This is a genomic window from Streptomyces sp. NPDC096105 (genome assembly GCF_044763335.1).
GTDB lineage: Bacteria > Actinomycetota > Actinomycetes > Streptomycetales > Streptomycetaceae > Streptomyces.
Genome location: NZ_JBIWGC010000023.1, coordinates 101,319 through 116,932, shown reverse-complemented (window position 1 = coordinate 116,932; position 15,614 = coordinate 101,319). Strand labels below are relative to the sequence as shown.

Below are 15,614 nucleotides of genomic sequence, written 5' to 3'. Positions count from 1 at the left end.
CCCATGCTCACGCCCATCGCCCGCGCCACCTCATCCGTCCCTCGTCCGTCCGTGGGCACGGACGAATCTACAGGTGGAAACGGTTATCAGTTGCCACTCACGCCCCGGTCTCCGGTGAGACCACAGCTCAGGGCGTGCCGCGGTTCCTCCAGCGAGGTGACGTCGACACCGACGGCGGCCGGGTCCTCCGCCGCCGGTCTCCGCACCAGGGCGCTGGACCGGTTCGCCCGGTGCGCGAAGTGCACCCGCCCCGCGAGACGGTGGCGGCGGTGGACGGAACGGAAGCGGTGGGCGTTCTGCGGCGATCTCGGGGAAGAGGACGTCGAGCGGGGACCCGAGGGCGTCGACGAGCGAGTGCAGGAAGGGTGCGGCCCCCGGCAGCGAGGCGAGCGGTGGATCCGCTCCCGGCCTCAGGTGCAAGGGCACACCCGCGAAAGGCCCCTCCCCGCCTCGTTCGGCTCCCGTCGCGACGGCCGTTCGGGGGTAGACGTTTCCAGGTACGCGCGCCGCCAAGCCTCACGGGGCCGCGGCCAGGGGTGAGGAGGGCCGACACGACCTGTGAGGGTTCGCCCACGTGACCTTCGCTGCCGCAAGGCCGATACTGCCGGTAGCGGCGCTCCCGGCCGACCGGCAACGAACCAGCTCGCAGAACTGGCGATCTGTCACCAAAGTCAGCATCAAGTCAGCACCAGTACCGCCACAGCCCGCTTCCGACCGCCTCGAATCGTCAAGACCAAGAGCTGCTTGTAACCACTCTGACCAGCAAGAACGCAGGTCGACAACCCGCCTGCTGAGCTCCCTAGGAGGTACCCGTGAGGATGCTGATCAACGTTCCGGAGACCGTGGTGGCGGACGCGCTGCGCGGTATGGCGGCGGCCCATCCCGAGCTGACGGTGGACGTGGAGAACCGGGTGGTGGTCCGCAAGGACGCCCCGGTCGCGGGCAAGGTGGGCCTGGTGTCCGGCGGCGGCTCGGGGCACGAACCGCTGCACGGCGGGTTCGTCGGCCCCGGCATGCTGTCGGCGGCCTGTCCCGGCGAGGTGTTCACCTCCCCGGTGCCCGACCAGATGGTGCGGGCCGCGGCGGCCGTGGACAGCGGGGCCGGAGTGCTGTTCGTCGTGAAGAACTACACCGGCGACGTACTCAACTTCGACATGGCGGCGGAGCTGGCCGAGGACGAGGGCGTCCAGGTCGCGAAGGTGCTGGTCGACGATGACGTGGCGGTGACCGACAGCCTGTACACGGCGGGCCGCCGGGGCACCGGGGCGACGCTGTTCGTGGAGAAGATCGCGGGCGCGGCGGCCGAGGAGGGGCAGCCGCTGGAGCGGGTGGAGGCGCTCGCGAAGCAGGTGAACGAGAACTCCCGCAGCTTCGGCGTGGCCCTCAGCGCCGTCACCACGCCCGCCAAGGGCACGCCGACGTTCGACCTGCCGGCCGGGGAGCTGGAGCTGGGCATCGGCATCCACGGGGAGCCGGGCCGCGAGCGGCGCCCGATGATGACGTCCGGCGAGATCGCCGAGTTCGCCGTCGACGCGATTCTGGCGGACCTCACCCCGCGCAACCCGGTGCTGGTGCTGGTCAACGGTATGGGCGCCACGCCGCTGCTGGAGCTGTACGGCTTCAACGCCGAGGTGCAGCGGGTGCTCGGCGAGCGCGGCGTCCCGGTCGCCCGCGTCCTCGTCGGCAACTACATCACGTCCCTGGACATGGCGGGCGCCTCCGTCACCCTCTGCCAGGTCGACGAGGAGCTGCTCCGCCTGTGGGACGCGCCGGTGCGTACGCCCGGGCTGCGCTGGGGAATGTGATCCACACCGGGGTTGATCCACACCGGGGCCGGTGCCCCGGCTCTCTACCACGCGAGGAGTTTCCGTGCTGGACGCCGACTTCTTCCGTCGTTGGATGACGGCCGCCGCCGCATCCGTGGACCGCGAGGCGGAACGGCTCACCGCCCTCGACTCGCCGATCGGGGACGCCGATCACGGCAGCAATCTGCAGCGCGGCTTCCGGGCGGTGAAGGACGCTCTGGACGAGGAGCCGCCCGCCACGCCCGGCGCGGTGCTGACCCAGGCCGGGCGTCTGCTGGTGTCGACGGTGGGTGGCGCGTCCGGTCCGCTGTACGGGACGCTGCTGCGCCGCACCGGGAAGGCGCTGGGAGAGGCGACCGAGGTGGACCGGCGGCAGCTCGCCGAGGCGCTGCGGGCCGGGGTGGACGCCGTGATGAAGCTGGGCGGCGCGGCGCCGGGCGACAAGACGATGATCGACGCGCTGGTTCCCGCGGTGGACGCGCTCGGCGAGTCGTTCGCCGCCGCCCGGGACGCCGCGCGGGAGGGCGCGGCCGCGACGACGCCGATGCTCGCCCGCAAGGGCAGGGCGAGCTATCTGGGCGACCGCAGCATCGGGCACCAGGACCCCGGCGCGACCTCGGCGGCGCTGCTGGTCTCCGCGCTGCTCGACGCCGCGCCCGGCGACGGGGAGGCGGACGGCGGTGAGTGAGGTGAGCGGGGAGAAGCCGGTCGGGATCGTCCTGGTGTCGCACAGCGCGGCGGTCGCGTCCTCGGTGGCGGAGCTGGCGCAGGGGCTGTCGGGCGCGGGGGCGTCGGTGCCGGTCGCCCCCGCGGGCGGCACCGGGAGCGGTGAACTGGGCACCAGCGCGGAGCTGATCGCCGCGGCGGCCGCGTCCGTGGACCGGGGGGCGGGCGTCGCGGTGCTGACCGATCTGGGCAGCGCGGTGCTCACCGTGAAGGCGCTGCTGGCCGAGGGCGACGAACTGCCCGAGAACACGCGGCTGGTGGACGCGCCGTTCCTGGAGGGCGCGGTGGCCGCGGTGGTCACCGCCTCCACGGGCGCGGACCTCGACGCGGTGGCGGCGGCGGCCTCGGAGGCGTACGACTACCGGAAGACGTGAGGGCGGGCCCGTACGGGTGAGGGCGGGCCCGTACGGGTGGGGGCGCGTGCGGCGCGTCAGTCCGCGGAGTCGACGAACTCCCGTGCGAGACGAGCGCCCTGGGCCTCCGCTGCCTCCCGGTCCTCCAGCGGGGTGACCCGGCTGTCCTTGAACACGATGTACGTCACCCCGGAGGGGGTGCCGCCGGAGCGCGGGTCCGGGTCGATGCCCAGGGACGTGGCCGCCGCGTAGGAGGCCTCGCCGATGATGTCGGTCGGGCCGGTGTCGCCGACGACCGCGTAGCTGACCCGGTCGCGGTAGACCACGGCCGCGACCGATCCGCCGCGCACGCCGTGGTCGCGGTAGTCCCAGATGCCGCTGGGCGCGGGGACCACGACGTAGGGCAGCTTCTCCGAGCTGAGCGCGCGTCCGTCGGACTGCGCGAACGCCGTGGAGGAGGAGAAGTACGGGTCGGTGCGGGCGTTGCAGCGGCGGCTCGGGCGGCCGTCGCAGTCGATGTCCATGTCGGCCTTCCAGAACACCGCGTCGCGCGTGCCGCACACCGGCACGGTGGCCGCGGTGCCGCGGTCCTTGCGGTACCGGCCCCGGGAGACGGGGACGCAGCCGCTCACCTTGGCCAGCAGGTCGGCCGCGGTGACGGGGGCGGGGGACGCGGGGGCGGAAGGCTCGGAGCCGGCCGGCGCGGGGTCGGAGGCCGCGGGGGCCGGCGTGGCCGGAGCCGCGGCGTCGACGGGCGCGGGATCCGAGGCCACCGGGCCCGGAACGGCGGCACCCGGGCTTCCGGTGCCGGGAGTCGCGGGAACCGGCGTCGCGGAACCGCCCGGTGCCGCCTCCGGCGTCAGCGCCTCCCGCGTCCTGTCCCGGGCGACCGGTTCGGCGCGTCCCCGGTGCGGTACGGCGACGCGCGGCAAGGCGGCCGGGAGGGCCGGGCCGGCCGCGGGGCCGGAGGCGACGCGCCGCGCCTCGGTCCCGGAGGGACGGATGTGGACCGGCTCCGCGGCGGAGGACGCCGAGGGGGCCAGCAGTGCCACGCCGGCCACGGCGACGGTGAGCGTCTGGACACGGGACACGGTCAGGGAAGCCTCTCGTCGGGGACGGGGACGCACACCCAGGGCACTTTGCCCCATTTCGCCCTGCCGCAAGGAGGGTGACCACCCCGAAAGGAGCCGGACGGGCCCTCCAGGACCGATGGAGACGGAAGGCGCCGGAGACCCGGGCGCGCGTCGACCCGGGCCGTCCAGCCACCCGTACCGGCGCGGGATCAGCGACGACAGCGGTCCGCGCCCCGGGCCCGAACACGCCGTGACTCAAAGGCGGTTCGGCCCGTTCCGCGTTCAGGATACGCAATGCGGCGCGGCAGCCGGCCCGCATCACCCTCTTGATGTGAACGCGCCAGTAGGCCCATATTGGTACGGACCTTTATACGGGCCGGTCCGGCATGGATTCTCGGGAGGCGAAGTCGTGCGTGGCGTTCCCCCAACCGCGTCATCGCGTCGCCTGCTCGCGCTCTGCGCGGTCGTGCTGCTGGCCGTCTCCTGCCGCTGGGGCGGACCGGACGACACCGGCGGCGAACGGCCGCCCGGAGCGCCGACGGGCGTCACCGCACAGGCGGGCAGCGCCACCAGCGTCCACGTCATGTGGAACCGGGTCGCCCCCGCCGGTTCCGAGGTGACCGGCTACGAGGTGTACCGGGGAGACACCAAGGTCAAGGAAGTGCCCGCTGCCACGCACATGGTGGACGTGTCCAGGCTGCGGCCCGCCACCACCTACGTCTTCACGGTGCGGGCCCGGGACGCGGACGGACGGCTCGGTCCGCCCAGCCGGGAGGTGCGGGCCACGACCCCCGCGGCGGCGCGGGCCGACACGCGGCCGCCCACCGCTCCGGGGGCCCTGGAAGGACGGGCGGCGGGCAGCCGGGCGGCCCAGCTCTCCTGGTCCGCGGCGCGGGACGACCGCGGTGTGGTGTCGTACGACCTCTACCAGGGGCGTACGAAGATCCACAGTGTGGGCGGGAACCAGACGGCCGCCGTGGTGACGGGGCTGCGCCCGGGCACCCGGTACTCCTTCACCGTCCGCGCGCGGGACGCCGCGGACAACCTCTCGCCGCCCGGCCGCGTCGTCCGCCTCACCACCGCCGACGGCGCGGACGGCGGTGCCACGGCCACCGCGCCCGCCGACTTCCGCGCGACGACCCGGAGCTCGGGCGGGGCGTACTACATCGTGCTCTCCTGGGTGCCGCCGCGCGTGGACGGGACGGTCACCGAGTATGAGGTCCGGCTGGACGGACGGCCCGTCACCTCGTTGGTGTACGGCGGCGAGGCGCCGCGCGACCGGGCGACGTACCGCTTCTACGCGGGCGAGGAGGCGGGGGTCACGCACCGGGTGCGGATCAGGCCGCTGCTGCCGGACGGCACCTGGGGCGCCTTCTCGGCCGAGCGCACGGTGACGACGGGCGCCGCCGGCTGACCCCGGCACATCCTCGCTGAGCCGCCCGGAGGACGTCGTCACCTGCCCGGATGCGACCGGGGTGCGCCCCGGCCGGGCTGCCCGTTGGCTGGCGTCGTGGCGGCACGGGCGCTCCCCGACCTCGGCGGCGCAAGGGATGTACCGCCGGCCGTGCCGCCGGAAGGCAGTCCACATGAGCATCTCGAAACCTCTGCTCCGTCTCGGACCGGCCGTGGCAGCCGCCGCCGCGCTCGCCCTGCTGCCGGCCGGACCGGCTGCCGCGGACGGGATCTCCGTCAGCACCACCGGGAACACGGTCTCGGTGAGCACCTCCGCGTGCAGCCAGATCAACGGCCACTGGGGCACCGCCTCGCTGCTCGGCAGCGGTCAGGCGAACTTCTCGCAGGGCCGCCAGGTGGCGCTGTCCGGAACGTCCGCGGGGCAGTCCGCGGCCTGGTCGAACGTCGGCGCGGGCACGTACACGGTGATCGTGGTGTGCTCCAACGGCAGCACCGCGGGCACCCAGTCCGTGGTCGTGTCCCCGTCGTCCAGCCCCTCGGTCTCCCCCACGGCGTCGCCGTCCCGCGGTGTGATGGGGGGTGTCGGCGGCGCCTCGGAGGACTACGGCACGGTCACCGCGGTGGCGGGCGGCGCGCTGGTCGGCGCCGGCGTCCTCGGCACCGTCTGGTACCTGCGCCGGCGCAACGCCTCCCGCCCGCGCCACCTGTAGACCCGGCACCGGCCGCCGTCACGTCCGATGCGCTCCGGTCGGGCGGCCGGCGTCGCCCCTCCCCGCGCCCCCCAGGGGCGCGGGGAACTGCGTGACCAGCCCTCACCCACCCGCGCGCAGGCGTCTAATCCCGCCGTTCCGGCACATCCGGGAGCCCGGCGAACTCCGCGAGGGCGTGGTCGAGCCACCGGGTCCAGAAGGTCTCCAGGTCGATGCCGGCCCGCAGCACCAGATGGCGCAGCCGGTCCTCCGGCTCGTCCCTGCCGGGCGGGAAGTCACGCCGCTCGATCTCCTGGTAGGTCTCCAACTGCCGTGCGTGCAGCTCCCGGTGGCGGCGCAGGTCCGCCTCCAGGCCCGCCGTCCCGACCACCGCGGCGGCGCGCAGCCGCAGCAGCAGCGCGTCGCGGTGCGGCTTGGGGTCCTGGGACGCGGCGGTCCAGCGGGCCAGTTCCTCCCGGCCCGCCGGCAGCACCTCGTACGCCTTCTTCTGCCCGCGCGCGGGCTGCTCGGAGGGGAGGGCCCGGATCAGGCCCTCGGCCTCCAGTTTTCCCAGCTCGCGGTAGATCTGCTGATGCGTCGCGGACCAGAAGTAGCCGATCGACCGGTCGAAGCGGCGGGTCAGCTCCAGCCCCGACGACGGCTTCTCGAGCAGGGCGGTGAGGATCGCGTGCGGGAGTGACATGCGCTCATCCTAGGGACGGGCCGCGCCCTCCCTAGAGGGCCGCCGCGAGCTCGGTGCCCTGCTTGACGGCGCGCTTGGCGTCCAGTTCGGCGGCCACGTCGGCGCCGCCGATGAGGTGGGCGGGCCGTCCGGCGGCGACCAGTTCCTCGAAGAGGTCCCGGCGCGGTTCCTGGCCGGTGCACAGCACGACGGTGTCGACCTCGAGGACGGTGCTCTCGTCGCCGACGGTGATGTGCACCCCGGCGTCGTCGATCCGGTCGTAGCGCACGCCGGGGACCATGGTGACGCCGCGGTGGCGCAGTTCGGTGCGGTGGATCCAGCCGGTGGTCCTGCCGAGTCCCGCGCCGACCTTGGAGGTCTTGCGCTGGAGCAGGTGGACGGTGCGCGGCGGGGCGGGCCGCTCGGGGACGGCGAGGCCGCCGGGCGCGCGGTACCCGAGGTCGACGCCCCACCGGCGGAAGTACGTCTCGGGGTCCTCGTGGGCCTTGTCGCCGCCGTCGGTGAGGAACGCGGCGACGTCGAATCCGATGCCGCCCGCCCCGAGGACCGCGACCCGGTCGCCGACGGGCGCGCCGTCGCGGAGCACGTCGAGGTAGCCGAGGACGCTCGGGTGGCCGACGCCCGGGATGTCGGGGACGCGGGGGGTGACGCCGGTGGCGACGACGACCTCGTCGTAGCCGGTGACGTCGTCGGCGGTGACGCGCGTGTCGAGGCGGACGTCGACGGCGAGGTCGGTGAGGCGGGTGCGGAAGTAGCGCAGCGTCTCGTCGAACTCCTGCTTGCCGGGGACCTTGCGGGCGACGTTGAGCTGCCCGCCGATCTCGCTCGCGGCGTCGAACAGGGTGACGTCGTGGCCGCGTTCGGCGGCGGAGACCGCGCAGGCGAGGCCGGCCGGTCCGGCGCCGACGACGGCGACGCGCTTGCGGCGGCGGGTCGGGGAGAGGACCAGCTCGGTCTCGTGACAGGCGCGCGGGTTGACCAGGCAGGAGGTGATCCGGCCGCTGAAGGTGTGGTCGAGGCAGGCCTGGTTGCAGCCGATGCAGGTGTTGATCGCCTCGGGGCGGCCGTCGGCGGCCTTGGCGACGAAGTCGGGGTCGGCGAGCATCGGGCGGGCCATGGACACCATGTCCGCGGTGCCGTCGGCGAGCAGTCGCTCGGCGAGTTCGGGGGTGTTGATGCGGTTGGTGGTGACGAGCGGGACGGACACCTCGCCCATGAGCCGCTTGGTGACCCAGGTGTAGGCGCCGCGCGGGACGGAGGTGGCGATGGTGGGGATGCGCGCCTCGTGCCAGCCGATGCCGGTGTTGATGATCGTGGCGCCGGCCGCCTCGACGGCCCGGGCGAGGGTGATCACCTCGTCCAGGGTGGAGCCGCCGGGCACCAGGTCGAGCATGGAGAGCCGGTAGATCAGGATGAAGTCGTCGCCGACCGCCTCGCGGACGCGGCGGACGATCTCGACCGGGAAGCGCATCCGGTTCTCGTAGGAGCCGCCCCAGCGGTCGGTGCGGTGGTTGGTCTGCCGGGCGGTGAACTCGTTGACGAGGTAGCCCTCGGAGCCCATGATCTCGACGCCGTCGTAGCCGGCCTGCCGGGCGAGGCGGGCGGCGCGCACGTAGTCGTCGATGGTCCGTTCGACCTCGGCGTCGGTCAGCTCGCGGGGCGGGAAGGGGCTGATGGGCGCCTGGAGGGGGCTGGGCGCGACCAGGTCCTGGTGGTAGGCGTAGCGGCCGAAGTGCAGGATCTGCAGGGCGATGCGGCCGCCCTCGCGGTGGACGGCCGCGGTGACGGTCCGGTGCTGCTCGGCCTCCTCGTCGGTGGTGAGCTTGGCGCCGCCCTCGTAGGGGCGTCCCTCGTCGTTGGGGGCGATGCCGCCGGTGACGATGAGGCCCACTCCCCCGCGGGCGCGCGCGGCGTAGAACTCGGCCATGCGGGAGAAGCCGCCCTCGGCCTCCTCGAGACCGACGTGCATGGAACCCATGAGGACCCGGTTGGGCAGCGTGGTGAAGCCCAGGTCCAGGGGGGTCAGCAGGTGGGGGTAACGGCTCATCTGGCCCTCCGTGCGCGGTGTGGTGCCTGTAGTTGTAGGGCACGCGCACCGGCTTATGCAACTAGTTGCACAATGGGGGTGACGGAGGGCACAGTCCTCCGGCCGGGCTCACCTGCTCTCGAGGCGGACGTGCAGTTCGCGCTCCTGGTCGCCCGAGGCCCCGCTCAGCTCGCTCACGCGGAACAGGTCGTCCAGCGTGGTGCGGAACCGGTCGATCGCCCAGTAGCCGCCATATACGTCGGCCTCGACCGAGGAGGACAGCCGCGCGGGGCGGGCCCGCCCTTCGCGCGCGTCGGCGACGTCGAACGTGCCGAGCCACACCGTGGGCCGGGTCGCGTGCAGTTCCTCGGGGATGTCGTCGGAGCACCGGTCCGACGAGAAGCACGCGCACAGCGTGTCGAAGACGATCCGGGCGTCGTCCTTGCCGCATCCGCTGATCTCGACCGACACGGACTCCGGGTGCGTGGGCTCGTTGACCATCGTGATCACTCCTTCCGTGGCCGCACCACCGTCCCCCCGCCCTCCTTCAGCAAAGCACCGGACGCCGGAACGCACTACCCGCGCCCCCCGCACGCCCCTTCCGCGATGACGCGGCCGCGGACACCGGCCAGGATGGGATGAGAGCAGGAACCGGACGACAGGAGCGGCGGAAAATCGCCCTCGCGCGCGGTACAACAAAGGGACGGCGGCGCGGCGACGGCGTGCCGCGGACTCGGCGAAGGCGGGGCGTGGGATGAGCGCAGCGTGGTCACTCCCGGCCGGCGGGGACGGTCCGGTGCGCCCCAGCGGGCTGCTCGACGTCCTGCGCGTGGCCTCGGTCGTCCTGGACGCCGAGGGACGGATCGTGTTGTGGAGCCCCCAGGCGGAGGAGCTGTTCGGCTACTCCGCGCGGGAGGCGCTGGGCCGGTACGCCGCCCGGATCATGGTGCACGAGGAACACCTCGACCTGGTGAAGAAGCTGTTCTCCGAGGTCATGCGCACCGGACGGAGCTGGGCGGGCGCCTTCCCGATCCGGCGCAAGGACGGCGGGACCCGGCTGGTGGAGTTCCGCAACATGCGGCTGCTGGACGACCGGGGGCAGGTGTACGCCCTCGGTCTCGCGGTCGACCAGTCGACGGTGCGGCGGCTGGAGCGGGACGTGGCACTGTCCACCCGGATCGTCGCCCAGGCCCCCATCGGGCTGGCCGTCCTGGACTCCCGTCTGCGGTACGTGTCGGTGAACCCGGCGCTGGAGCGGATGAACGGCCTGCCGGCCGACGAGCACCTGGGCCGCACGATGCGCGAGGTGCTCCCGCTGGTGGACGCGGCTTCGGTCGAGCAGGCCGCCGAGGAGGTGCTGCGGACCGGGCGTCCGCTGGTCGACCGGTCGATGACCGGTCGCACCCCCGCCGACCCGGACAGGGAGCACGCCTGGGCGGTGTCCCTGTACCGGCTGGAGAACGTGCTCGGCACCGTGCTGGGCGTGGCCGTGTCGGTGGTGGACATCACCGACCAGCGGCGGGCGAACGCCGAGGCGGAGACGGCGCGCCGCCGGATCGCGCTGATCGCCGACGCCTCCGCGCGGATCGGCACCACGCTGGACCTGGACCGCACGGCCGGCGAACTGGCGGACGTGGCCGTGCCGGAACTGGCCGACGCGGCCGCGGTGGACCTGCTGGACTCGGTCGCGCGGGGCCGGCGCAGCGTCCTCGGCCCGGCCGAGCCGGCGCTGATGCGGGCGCTGGCGGTGCGCTGGATCGACACGTCCGACGTGCTGCCGGCCGCCGACCCGCCGGGCCGGGTGACCCGGTACGCGCCGGACCGGCTGATCACGGAGTGCGTGCGCACCGGGCTGCCGGTGATGGTGGCGCAGGTGAAGGACGAGGACCTGCTGCGGATCGCCCGCTCCCCCGAGGCCGCCGAGATACTGGCCCGGGCGGGCGTCCATTCGTACCTGGCCGTGCCGCTGATCGCGCGCGGGGAGGTGCTGGGGGCGATCGACCTGATCCGCACCCGCAACCCCCGGCCGTTCGACGAGGACGACCTGCTGCTGGCGCGGGAGCTGGCCTCGCGGGCGGCCGTGCAGATCGACAACGCCCGCTGGTACCAGAACGCCCGCGACACCGCGCTCACGCTCCAGCGCAGCCTGCTGCCCAGCCATCCGTCCGTGACGGGCGGGCTGGAGGTCGCCTCCCGCTACCAGCCGGCGGGCGCCACCAGCGAGGTCGGCGGCGACTGGTTCGACGTGATCCCGCTGGACGACGACCGTACGGCGCTCGTCGTGGGCGACGTGATGGGCAGCGGCATCCCGGCCGCCGCCACCATGGGCCGGCTGCGCACCGCGACCCACACCCTGGCGTCCCTCGGACTCGACCCGGCGGTGCTGCTCGCACACCTGAACAGGATCACCGTGGAGCTGGACGAGGCCATCGCCACCTGCGTCTACGCCGTTCACGATCCGCGCGAGCGGCGCTGCGTCATCGCCAACGCGGGCCATCTGCCCCCGGTCCGCATCCGCGCCGGCCGCACGCCCGAGCTGCTCGACCTGCCCACCGGGGTGCCGCTGGGCGTGGGGGGCGTCGCCTTCTCGACGACCACGGTCGACCTGGAGCCCGGCGACCGCCTGGTCCTCTACACCGACGGCCTGGTCGAAACCCGCCGCGACCCCCTGGACGCCCGCCTCGACCGCCTCCTCGACCTCCTCGACACCCCGGCCGACTCCCTGGACGAGGTCTGCGAACTCCTCCTGCGCACCCTGCACGAGCCGGACAACTTCGACGACGTGGCCCTGTTGATCGCACGGGTCACGGCGCCGGCGGACTGAGGGCGCGGGGCGCCTCCGGGACGTGCCCCGCGCGGGGTCGTCCACGACGGGATCCCGGCCCGCGCCGGACAGCGGACGCCGTGACCACCCACCGGGCCGGCCGCCGAGGGCCGGCCGGGCGGCGTCGGGCGACCCCGGCGCGCCGCGGGCATGGGCCGCGGTCCGGGACCCGCCCGTCCCCAGGGGGACGGAGGCCGTGCCGCCGTGACAGGGTGATCCCGGCGGGCGCCCCGGCCCGTGCGGTGATCGGACGCCTGCCGGGCGGCCCGCGAGCACACCGGGTCCGCGCACGCCGCGCTCGCGCACGAGGGCGGGCGCCTCACCGGCAGCCCTGGCGTGCCGGGCGCGTGCACGCGGCCGAGGTCTGCCTTCCGGGGACCGTTCCACGGGACGCCTGTGCGCTCCCGGCGGCGGCCCGGGCCACGCGGCCGGCCGCCGCCCGTGACCGCGCGCCGGGGCAGCACCGCGCCCCTCACGGCCGTGTGCCGATCACCACCTGGGCGTGGCGGTCCTCGCAGACGGCGAGGCGAGGGCCGAGGCCCGCCCGGGAGAACGTGGTGAGGGCCGTCGAGGCCTGGCGGGGGCTCGTCTCGATCAGGAGGGAGCCGCCGGGGGCGAGCCAGACGGAGGCCTCCGCGGCGACCCGGCGGAGGACGTCGAGGCCGTCCGCGCCGCCGTCGAGGGCGACGCGCGGCTCGTGGTCGCGGGCCTCCGCCGGGAGCAGGGCGATCTCGTCGCTGGGCACGTACGGGACGTTGGCGGCGAGGATGTCCACCCGGCCCCGCAGCCGCGCGGGCAGCGCGTCGAACAGGTCGCCCTGGTGGACCCGCCCGCCGAGGACCCCGACGTTGCGGCGGGCGCAGCGCACGGCGGCCGGGTCGATGTCGGCGGCGTGCAGCTCCACGGCGCCGAGCGCGGCCGCCAGAGCCGCGCCGACCGCGCCCGAGCCGCAGCACAGGTCCACGACCACGGACGCGTCCGGCACCCGGGCGAGCGCCTGTTCGACGAGGAACTCGGTGCGTCGGCGCGGCACGAACACGCCCGGCTCCACGACGATCCGCCGGCCTCCGAACTCGGCCCAGCCGACGACGAGTTCGAGGGGAAGTCCGGCGGCGCGGCGCGCGACCATCGCGTCGACGGCACGCGGGTCGCCCCCGGCCGTGGCGAGGATCATGTCGGCCTCGTCCTCGGCGAAGACGCAGCCCGCCGCGCGCAGCGTGGCCGCGACCGCGTCACGGGACGGGAGGGCGGGAGAAGAGGGGGAACGGTCGGAACGGTGCGGCAAGAGCCCGGCCTTTCGGGAGCCGAAGGACGCTCTCGGGGTCACCCGCTCCGGGTCGACCGTGTCGCTGCGAGGCGAGAGCACCCGACCTGACAAGCGGTGATGGGTCCCACCTCCTCAACGGTCGGCCGGGTCGGTCCGCGGCCGGACGGCCACCCTACCCGACGGTCTCCCGTCGTTACGGCGCCTTCGAGAACCCCGGCCGGCACCCGGCTCACCCGTCCACGGCCTCCTCGGACAGCGCACCCGGGTCACCGAGGGCAGGCGCGCCGCCTCCGGGAGCGGCTCGCGGACCGGCCGGAGGAGGATCTGCGCCGGTTCGCCGGTCACCTGGTCCGTCACGACGCCCGGTCCGCCGGGGGCACGGGGCGACGACGGGCCGCCCCCTGGCGTGCGCGGGCGGCACACCGCGTACCGTGGAGCGCGGAACACTTGAGCACCACCTGCAACGGAAACGCCGATCACGTGAACATCACCCGAGGCTTCACCGGCCGTCCACGCGCGCACGACCCCGGGCTGCCGCCCGGCCAGTACGACGCACGGGACGAGTGGCCCGTCCTGTCCGCCGAGGTCACCCCCGACCTGGCGCCCGAGGACTGGACCTTCCGGATCGACGGCCTGGTGGCCGAGCCCCGCACCTGGGACTGGGAGCAGGCCCACGCGCTGCCCGCCGACGCCTACGAGGGCGACATCCACTGTGTGACGGGCTGGTCGAAGTTCGGGGTGCGGTTCGGCGGTGTCTCCCTGGACGCCTTCCTGGACCAGGTCCGGCCGCTGCCGTCGGCCACGCACGTCGTGGCGTACGCGCACACCGGCTACACCACGAACCTCCCCCTCGCCGACGTGACCGGCGGGCGCGCCTGGATCGCCTGGGAGTACGGCGGTGAGCCGCTGCCCGCCGAGCACGGCGGCCCGGCGCGGCTGATCGTGCCGCACCTGTACTTCTGGAAGAGCGCCAAGTGGATCGCCGGGCTGCGGCTGCTGGACCATGACGAGCCGGGCTTCTGGGAGGGCAACGGCTACCACGCGCGGGGCAACCCGTGGGAGGAGCAGCGGTACTCCGGTGACTGAGCAGCTGACGCAGCCGGGAGCACCGGTCACGCGCTTCGCCGTGCCCGGGCGCATCGGTGTGAGCCGGCAGGCCGCGTCGGTGTGGCGGACGGCCACGCTGACGGAGATCCGCCGGGAGACGCCCCGCGTGTCCACCTTCCGGTTCGCGGTGCCCGGCTGGCCGGGGCATCTGCCCGGCCAGCACCTGATGGTGCGGCTGACCGCCGGCGACGGGTACACGGCCCAGCGCCACTACTCGATCGCCTCGGCGCCGGACGACTCCGGGCACGTCGAGCTGACGCTGGACCATGTGCGGGACGGGGAGGTCTCCGGCTGGTTCCACACGGTGGCCCGGCCCGGCGACCGGATCGAGATGCGCGGCCCGCTCAGCGGCTTCTTCGCCTGGCCGGGCGACCGGCCCGCGCTGCTGCTGGGCGCCGGCTCGGGCGTCGTCCCGCTGATGTCGATGGTGCGGCACCACCGTGCCCGGAACCTGACGCTGCCGCTGCGGCTGCTGGTGTCGGCGCGCGGCCCCGAGGACCTGATCTACGCGGACGAGTACGGCCCGGAGACGACCCCCGTGTTCACCCGGACCGCCCCGGAGGGCACGGCCGTCGGACGTATGACCGCCGCACATGTGGCGCCGCTCCTGGTCGAGCAGCCTCCCGGTGGGTGGGAGGCCTACGTGTGCGGTTCCAACTCCTTCGCCGAACACGCCTCCAGGCTGCTGGTGGCCGCGGGTCAGCCCGTGGAGCGCATCCGGATCGAGCGCTTCGGCTGACCCGGCCCGACCCGCACGCCTGACCTGTGGAGGGTGTCGTTTCGCGCGCCCGCCGCGGGGGCACCCGGCCCGGACTTGTTCCGCGCGTGCCGTGAGACGCGTCCCGGAGCCGCTGGGTCCGCCGCCCCGCCCGGCCTGTCACCCCCTCGGCTGCGGGGAGACGGCGAGGGGAGGCGAGAGATGCGAACGCGGGTGCTGTCCCGGCGGCGGCGCGGCCCGCTGTGCCGCCGGTCGGACGTCGTCGAGGCGTGGACGGCGGTGGCCGTGACCGTGCTGCTGTGCCTGACGGTTCCGCCGGCGGGGCTGCTGACCACCCGGTGGGCGTACGGGGACGCGCGGGCGGCCGCCGACGAGCAGCGCGCCGAACGGCACCGGGTGCGCGCCGAGGTCCTGGAGCGCCCTTCGACGGCGCCTCCCCCGGCCGGGTCGGAGCGGCGGCACGCCTCCCGGGCGACCGTCCGCTGGACGGATCCGGACGAGGGCACGCGGACGACCGTGGCGCGGGTGCCGGCCCATGTCCGCCCCGGCGAGCCGGTGCACGTCTGGCTGGACTCCCGGGGGCGCGAGGTGCTGCCGCCGGTCGACGACGCGTCGGTGTGGCAGTACGGCGTCGGCATGGGCACCCTGGCCGCCGGCGGCACGGCGGCCGTGCTGCTGCTCACGCACCGCGCGGTGCGGCGGGTGGCGCTGCGGCGCCGGCTCGAGGAGTGGGAACGGGACTGGGCCCGCACCGGACCGCAGTGGACCCGCCGGGGCGTCTGACACCCGCCGGGCACCCTTTGGGGGCAACCGCTTTCCACGAGGCCCACCTGGGCTTTCTCCCCAGCACTCTGGCGACGGGCCGCATGATCCACGTAACGTGATCCCGCTGCGCACGGTCCCTTCACGA

14 protein-coding genes and 1 pseudogene are annotated in these 15,614 nt (G+C 74.6%); 9 read left to right on the top strand and 6 right to left on the bottom strand.

Going from position 1 to position 15,614, the window contains the following annotated elements; translation table 11 throughout:
• Positions 1-104: 104 nt before the first annotated feature.
• Positions 105-426 (bottom strand): annotated as a pseudogene (locus ACIQ8B_RS27935) (Y4yA family PLP-dependent enzyme); the annotation flags it as partial.
• Between the two features lie 386 nt (positions 427-812).
• Here ACIQ8B_RS27935 and dhaK point away from each other — a divergent pair.
• From dhaK to ACIQ8B_RS27920, 3 genes are all read left to right on the top strand, one after another.
• A complete protein-coding gene (gene dhaK / locus ACIQ8B_RS27930) occupies positions 813-1,805 on the top strand; it encodes a dihydroxyacetone kinase subunit DhaK (protein ID WP_403550587.1) in 993 nt (330 codons plus the stop codon).
• 64 nt (positions 1,806-1,869) lie between these two features.
• On the top strand, positions 1,870-2,493 hold the full coding sequence (dhaL, locus tag ACIQ8B_RS27925) for a dihydroxyacetone kinase subunit DhaL (RefSeq protein ID WP_106415520.1): 624 nt from the start codon (positions 1,870-1,872) through the stop codon (positions 2,491-2,493).
• Between the two features lies 1 nt (position 2,494).
• Positions 2,495-2,905 (top strand): PTS-dependent dihydroxyacetone kinase phosphotransferase subunit DhaM, encoded by a 411-nt coding sequence (locus ACIQ8B_RS27920; RefSeq protein ID WP_106415519.1) that lies wholly within the window; start codon positions 2,495-2,497, stop codon positions 2,903-2,905.
• Positions 2,906-2,961: 56 nt separating this feature from the next.
• On the opposite strand, the gene ACIQ8B_RS27915 is transcribed toward ACIQ8B_RS27920, so the two are convergent.
• Complete coding sequence (locus ACIQ8B_RS27915; protein WP_403550585.1) at positions 2,962-3,975, bottom strand: glycoside hydrolase family 75 protein; 1,014 nt, start codon at positions 3,973-3,975, stop codon at positions 2,962-2,964.
• Between the two features lie 391 nt (positions 3,976-4,366).
• Between ACIQ8B_RS27915 and ACIQ8B_RS27910 the strand changes: the two genes are divergently transcribed.
• Positions 4,367-5,371, top strand: coding sequence for a fibronectin type III domain-containing protein (locus tag ACIQ8B_RS27910; protein WP_403550583.1), 1,005 nt, complete (start codon positions 4,367-4,369; stop codon positions 5,369-5,371).
• Positions 5,372-5,543: 172 nt separating this feature from the next.
• A complete protein-coding gene (locus tag ACIQ8B_RS27905) occupies positions 5,544-6,080 on the top strand; it encodes a hypothetical protein (RefSeq protein ID WP_365422845.1) in 537 nt (178 codons plus the stop codon).
• Positions 6,081-6,204: 124 nt separating this feature from the next.
• Here ACIQ8B_RS27905 and ACIQ8B_RS27900 read toward each other — a convergent pair whose 3' ends face one another.
• The 3 genes from ACIQ8B_RS27900 to ACIQ8B_RS27890 all read right to left on the bottom strand — a co-directional run bounded on the left by ACIQ8B_RS27900 (position 6,205) and on the right by ACIQ8B_RS27890 (position 9,289).
• The gene (locus ACIQ8B_RS27900; RefSeq protein ID WP_106415515.1) at positions 6,205-6,762 is read right to left on the bottom strand and encodes a PadR family transcriptional regulator; all 558 of its coding nucleotides are present in this window, start codon (positions 6,760-6,762) and stop codon (positions 6,205-6,207) included.
• Positions 6,763-6,793: 31 nt separating this feature from the next.
• Positions 6,794-8,809: an NADPH-dependent 2,4-dienoyl-CoA reductase gene (locus ACIQ8B_RS27895; protein ID WP_290004986.1), complete on the bottom strand. Its 2,016-nt coding sequence runs from the start codon at positions 8,807-8,809 to the stop codon at positions 6,794-6,796.
• 108 nt (positions 8,810-8,917) lie between these two features.
• A complete protein-coding gene (locus ACIQ8B_RS27890) occupies positions 8,918-9,289 on the bottom strand; it encodes a hypothetical protein (RefSeq protein ID WP_106415513.1) in 372 nt (123 codons plus the stop codon).
• 253 nt (positions 9,290-9,542) lie between these two features.
• Between ACIQ8B_RS27890 and ACIQ8B_RS27885 the strand changes: the two genes are divergently transcribed.
• Positions 9,543-11,612: a SpoIIE family protein phosphatase gene (locus ACIQ8B_RS27885; RefSeq protein ID WP_403550580.1), complete on the top strand. Its 2,070-nt coding sequence runs from the start codon at positions 9,543-9,545 to the stop codon at positions 11,610-11,612.
• A gap of 472 nt (positions 11,613-12,084) precedes the next feature.
• Here the strand turns inward: ACIQ8B_RS27885 and ACIQ8B_RS27880 are convergent, their stop codons facing one another.
• On the bottom strand, positions 12,085-12,897 hold the full coding sequence (locus ACIQ8B_RS27880) for a putative protein N(5)-glutamine methyltransferase (protein WP_403550578.1): 813 nt from the start codon (positions 12,895-12,897) through the stop codon (positions 12,085-12,087).
• Between the two features lie 462 nt (positions 12,898-13,359).
• On the opposite strand from ACIQ8B_RS27880, the gene ACIQ8B_RS27875 reads away from it, so the two are divergent.
• The 3 genes from ACIQ8B_RS27875 to ACIQ8B_RS27865 all read left to right on the top strand — a co-directional run bounded on the left by ACIQ8B_RS27875 (position 13,360) and on the right by ACIQ8B_RS27865 (position 15,487).
• Positions 13,360-13,965, top strand: a complete 606-nt coding sequence (locus ACIQ8B_RS27875) for a sulfite oxidase-like oxidoreductase (protein WP_290004995.1) — start codon at positions 13,360-13,362, stop codon at positions 13,963-13,965.
• Positions 13,966-14,005: 40 nt separating this feature from the next.
• Positions 14,006-14,725 carry a ferredoxin reductase gene (locus tag ACIQ8B_RS27870; RefSeq protein WP_403550589.1) on the top strand — a complete coding sequence of 240 codons (720 nt, stop codon included), beginning with the start codon at positions 14,006-14,008 and terminating at the stop codon, positions 14,723-14,725.
• Positions 14,726-14,905: 180 nt separating this feature from the next.
• Positions 14,906-15,487 (top strand): hypothetical protein, encoded by a 582-nt coding sequence (locus ACIQ8B_RS27865; protein WP_290004997.1) that lies wholly within the window; start codon positions 14,906-14,908, stop codon positions 15,485-15,487.
• The last annotated feature ends 127 nt before the right edge of the window (positions 15,488-15,614 follow it).